A 3,009-nucleotide genomic window follows, 5' to 3' on the forward strand; every position below is an offset into this window, starting at 1 on the left:
GCGGGCGCCGGCGCGTCGTAGCGCGGACGGCTGCCGAACAGGCTCAGAAATCCGCCGCTGCGTTGCGGACGGCGATCCTCGAAGGCCGCGTCGGTGAACAACGGCTCGTCATCGTCCTCGGCCACGGACGGATCGACGATCCGGGTCATGGGCTGCGCAGCAGGGGCTTGAGGCGCGGCGGCCTGAGCGATCTGGGGCTCAACCCGAACCGGCGCCGGAGTTGAAACGGGCGCTGTGGCTGCGGCGTAGAGGTCGCCTTGGGCTTCCTCATCCTCGGCAAGGGTGGCCTTGGGAGCCGGCATCGGCGCGGGAGCCGGAGCAGCGGCGACGGGCGCACGATAAGCCGGAGCTTCATAGCGTGGGGCCGGGGCCTGGGCGGCCGGCGTGGCGTAGATCGAGCGCGCCGGCTCGGGCGCGGGGCTCGGCGGCGGCGAGTAGGGTTGGTGAGCCTGCTCCGTGGCCCGCAGCGGCGGCGCGGTCAGCGGGCGGCGCTCCACCTTCGGCTCGATGGCGGCGATCGAGGCGCCATCCATGCCGGTGGCCACGACGGAAACCCGGATCATGCCTTCCAAGGTGGGGTCGAAGGCCGCGCCGAAGATGATGTTGCCCTCGGGATCGACCTGTTCGGAGATGGCGTTGGCCGCCTCGTCGACTTCCAGCAGGGTCATGTCGAGACCACCGGTGACATTCACCAGCACGGCCTTGGCGCCCTTCAGCGAAACTTCGTCCAACAGCGGGTTCTGGATGGCGTTCTGGGCGGCCATCAAGGCGCGGTCTTCACCGGACGCCTCGCCGGTGCCCATCATCGCCTTGCCCATCTCGGTCATGACCGTGCGGACGTCGGCGAAGTCGAGGTTGATCAGACCCGGGAGCACCATCAGGTCGGTGATGGAGCGGACCCCGGAGTGCAGGACCTGGTCGGCCATGCCGAAGGCCTCGGCGAAGGTGGTGCGCTCGTTGGCGACGCGGAACAGGTTCTGGTTCGGAATGACGATCAGGGTGTCGACATAGCGCTGCAGCTCGGCGATGCCGGCGTCGGCCAGGCGCATGCGGTGACGGCCTTCGAAGTGGAAGGGCTTGGTGACGACGCCCACGGTCAGGATGCCCCGTTCGCGGGCGCACTTGGCGATGATCGGCGCGGCGCCGGTGCCGGTGCCGCCACCCATGCCGGCGGTGATGAACACCATGTGGGCCCCGTCGAGGTGCTCACCGATCTCGGGAATGGACTCCTCGGCCGCGCTCATCCCGACTTCCGGGTGCGCGCCGGCCCCAAGGCCCTGGGTCACCTGGACCCCGAGCTGGATGCGCCGGTCGGTCTTGGAGAACGACAACTGCTGGGCGTCTGTGTTGGCGACGACGAACTCGACGCCCTCCAGCCCAGCTTCGATCATGTTGTTGACGGCGTTACCGCCTGCCCCACCGATGCCGAAAACAACGATGCGCGGCTTCAACTCGGTCGCGCGCGGCGCGGAAAGTGCAATAGCCATTGGGACCTCTACGTCCTCCGTCATTCTTTGATGGGAGACAAGGCGACCCGCCCGCCAGGCTCCCGCAACGGATGGCGTTAAGGAAACGCCTACCATCGTTAATTGGCGGTTAACTGCATAAGGCGAGTCGGAGGTCCGTCGAGCCGCAAACCCAGCAAAATTTGTTGGCGCATAAGGCTTAGGTGCATTTCCCACACCTGAACTGCGACACCCTGACTCACAAAATTCGTCAAGCCGCTGATCCCATTCAAAGAACAGGATCGCGACCCAACTGAGTCGATTGTGAGTCGGCGGCCGGTGACGGGCCGGTTCGTGGTCAAAAATCCAAGTTGAGCTTACCTCAGCTTGGGTATGAACCTGTGGACGAACCCTCCGGGTCAGTCGGCTAGAGGTTCTCGCGCAGCCAGGCGGCGGCCTTGGCCACCGGGTTGGCGCCCGGATCCACGGGATCACGGCGCAGCTTGGCCGACGCCAGCGCCTTGGCCGAGACCGCCTCTCGGGGGCCGAACGCATGGCGATGCAGAACGCCCGCCGCCGCGCAGAAAGCGGGACCCGAGGCGGCGTCGGCGAGGTGCGGGACGCGGCGAGGACGGCCAAGGCGAACCGGACGGTCGAAAACGCGCACGGCCACCTCGCGGACGCCGGCCAGCTGGCTCGCGCCGCCGGTCAGCACCAGGCCCGCGCCGGGCTCAACAGGGGCGCCCGACGCCCTCAGGCGGTCACGCAGCAACTCCAGGGTCTCTTCCACACGCGGCGCGATGATGCCCTTCAGCAACGAACGCGGCGCGATCACCGGGCCCGCGCCGGGGTCGTCGCCCCGAGGCGGCGCCTCGATCATTTCGCGATCCTCGTTGGCCGAGGCGATAGCCGAACCGTGCAGGGTCTTGATCCGCTCGGCGCCGGCGATGGAGGTCGACAGTCCGCGGGCGATGTCGGCTGTCACGTGACTTCCCCCGACCGGCAGAGTCTCGACGTGGATCAGGCTGCCGCCGGCGAAGACGGCCGCAGACGTGGAGCCACCGCCCATGTCGATGCAGACCGCCCCAAGATCCATCTCGTCCTCCTCCAGGGCGGCGAGCGCCGAGACGAAGGGGGCGGCGACCACACCGTCGAATTGCAGGTGGGCCCGCTCCACGCAGGCGCCCAGAGTCTGGAACACGGCCTCGGAGACCGAAACCACCAGCAGCTCCACGGCCAGGACGCGGCCGAACATGGCGCGCGGGTCGCGAATGCCAGACTGGCTGTCCACGGCCCAGGCGACCGGCAGGATGTGGGCCGCGCGGCGGCCAGGCAGCTTAATCTGGGTCAGCGCCGCCTGGATGGCGCGCACCAGATCGTGGTCGGAAATCGCACGCGCGCCCAGCGTCACGCGCCCGGAAATTCGGTGGCTTGTGAGCGCGCCGCCGCCGGTGGCGACGGTGACACTCTGCACCTGGACGCCGGCGACATTCTCGGCCCGCTCCACGGCCTGGGCGATGGCGTCCGACGCCTCGTCGAGATTGACGATGGCCCCGCCGCGCAC

At 68.5% G+C, this 3,009-nt stretch carries 2 protein-coding genes; both read right to left on the reverse strand.

What is annotated here, in order from left to right; genetic code table 11:
- The coding region (gene ftsZ, locus AAC997_RS17575; RefSeq protein WP_340647004.1) for a cell division protein FtsZ at positions 1–1,487 on the reverse strand (1,487 nt) is incomplete at its 3' end.
- A gap of 385 nt (positions 1,488–1,872) precedes the next feature.
- A partial coding sequence (gene ftsA / locus AAC997_RS17580; RefSeq protein WP_340647005.1) for a cell division protein FtsA occupies positions 1,873–3,009 on the reverse strand: 1,137 nt, incomplete at its 5' end.

Origin of the sequence: Phenylobacterium sp. (assembly GCF_037968635.1) — a bacterium.
Classification (GTDB): domain Bacteria; phylum Pseudomonadota; class Alphaproteobacteria; order Caulobacterales; family Caulobacteraceae; genus Phenylobacterium.